Source organism: Symbiopectobacterium sp., assembly GCF_051710365.1.
Classification (GTDB): Bacteria; Pseudomonadota; Gammaproteobacteria; order Enterobacterales; family Enterobacteriaceae; genus Symbiopectobacterium.
Genome location: NZ_JBPETA010000334.1, coordinates 1 through 1,799, shown reverse-complemented (window position 1 = coordinate 1,799; position 1,799 = coordinate 1). Strand labels below are relative to the sequence as shown.

General features: G+C 52.8%; 1 protein-coding gene and 3 pseudogenes. 3 read left to right on the top strand and 1 reads right to left on the bottom strand.

The features are described 5' to 3' along the window. The 3 genes and pseudogenes from ACTBDZ_RS17515 to ACTBDZ_RS17505 all read left to right on the top strand — a co-directional run. Nucleotides 1–74, top strand: a pseudogene (locus ACTBDZ_RS17515) (surface-adhesin E family protein); the annotation flags it as partial. Nucleotides 75–387: 313 nt separating this feature from the next. After that, nucleotides 388–1,428, top strand: coding sequence for a tol-pal system-associated acyl-CoA thioesterase (gene exbB, locus ACTBDZ_RS17510; RefSeq protein ID WP_438816234.1), 1,041 nt, complete (start codon nt 388–390; stop codon nt 1,426–1,428). A 3-nt stretch (nt 1,429–1,431) separates the two neighbouring features. Further along, a pseudogene (locus tag ACTBDZ_RS17505) lies at nt 1,432–1,663 on the top strand (biopolymer transporter ExbD); the annotation flags it as partial. A gap of 6 nt (nt 1,664–1,669) precedes the next feature. Here the strand turns inward: ACTBDZ_RS17505 and ACTBDZ_RS17500 are convergent. After that, nucleotides 1,670–1,774 (bottom strand): annotated as a pseudogene (locus ACTBDZ_RS17500) (IS5/IS1182 family transposase); the annotation flags it as partial. Between the last annotated feature and the right edge of the window lie 25 nt (nt 1,775–1,799).

The window sequence follows — 1,799 nt, the reverse complement described above, 5'->3', positions numbered from 1 at the left end:
AAGCCATGGCGATGGTCAAAGCGCTTAACCGGATCACGCTATTAGGAATGCCGAACAGTATTCGCATCACGTAACAATCGACCGATGGGGCACAGTCGTTACAAGTTCTGATTTATTCAACAAAGCCTCAACAATGGTGTAATAACTCAAAGTCGATCACAGAACGCGACTTTTGTTGTCTCAGGACTGGCAAATTGGCAGACCCATCAAAGATGGCATGACAAACCCGTGTTTTACCTTATAGATATTGTGGTTTTTTGTGCTCAAAACGCATAAATAGTAATGAGAACTACTATCAATTCGTGCTCAGTTTGATATCATTTCCCGTCGATTCGATGCACTACTCATTGGTGTTGTACTATTCATTGGTATAGGTGGAGGCACAGCGTGAAAACGGCTGTCGGTCATATTTCTTCCCAGGCATTGCCCGCCTGGCTTACACAACGCGGCGCGTTCAGCGCATTTTCCCGTAGCATGTTGACGGCTCTGTTTTTAACGGCGGGACTAGTCACGTCAGCAGGACTAAGTGGAAATGCGTTCGCAGCACCTGCTTCTACACCTGTTGCCAACACCGCTGCCGCCAGTGCACCTGCACCAGAAGCTGCTGCTGCGGCATCGACGCCTTCGACGGTTGACCCTACCGTCGCTGATGCTGCTGCGGTGCCTGCATCGCCGTTGGCTCTGCCGCAAGGCAATGCAGGCAACATTATGAAAACCGATCTTTCCGTTTGGGGCATGTATCAGCATGCGGATCTGGTGGTGAAATCCGTCATGATCGGTTTGCTGCTGGCCTCCGTGATTACCTGGGCGATCTTTTTTGGTAAAAGCGTCGAACTGGTGGGTGCCAAACGTCGCCTGCGTCGTGAATATGCGGCGTTGGAGCAGGCGCGCACTTTGGATGACGCGGCAGATATCGTTGAGGCCTTTAAAGCTGACAGCACCGCGGCGGTATTGCTGGCCGATGCGCAAAATGAGTTAACCCTTTCTGCCCGTTCTGATGACAATAATGGCATCAAAGAGCGTACTGCTTTCCGTCTGGAGCGTCGCGTGGCGGCAGCGGGTCGCCAAATGGGGCGTGGTAACGGCTATCTGGCAACGGTCGGTGCGGTAGCCCCCTTCGTCGGGCTGTTCGGTACGGTCTGGGGCATCATGAACAGCTTTATCGGCATTGCACAAACGCAAACCACCAACCTGGCCGTCGTCGCGCCGGGGATCGCCGAGGCGCTGTTAGCTACCGCGATTGGTCTGGTTGCCGCCATCCCGGCAGTGGTGATTTACAACGTGTTTGCTCGCGGAATTGGCAGCTATAAAGCGCTGATGGGTGATGTAGCGGTACAGGTTCTTTTGCTGGTGAGCCGCGATTTGGATGTGGCCGCGAGTAACGGTAACCGTTTGACTGCGGTTAATCAAAAACTGCGGGTGGGTTAAGTTATGGCGATGCATTTGCATGATGATACGAGCGGTGACAGCGAGATGCATGACATCAACGTCACGCCGTTCATTGACGTGATGCTGGTGCTGCTGATCATCTTTAATGGTGGCAGCGCCGCTGGCGACTGTCGATATTCGTGTCGACTTGCCGGCATCCACGGCGGTGCCGCAACCTCGTCCGGAAAAGCCGGTGTATTTGACGGTGAAGGCGGACAAACAGCTGTATGTGGGTGTATAGCGCGGCAATGGCTGATTCATCTAGCCATACGGTTAGAGAACCGCGCTGCTTGAGGGCCTTGTTATAGGAGGGCCAGTTAGTGATTTTAAAATTTTGTTTTGCCATGGAGACCTGATTTTGAAACAACTAT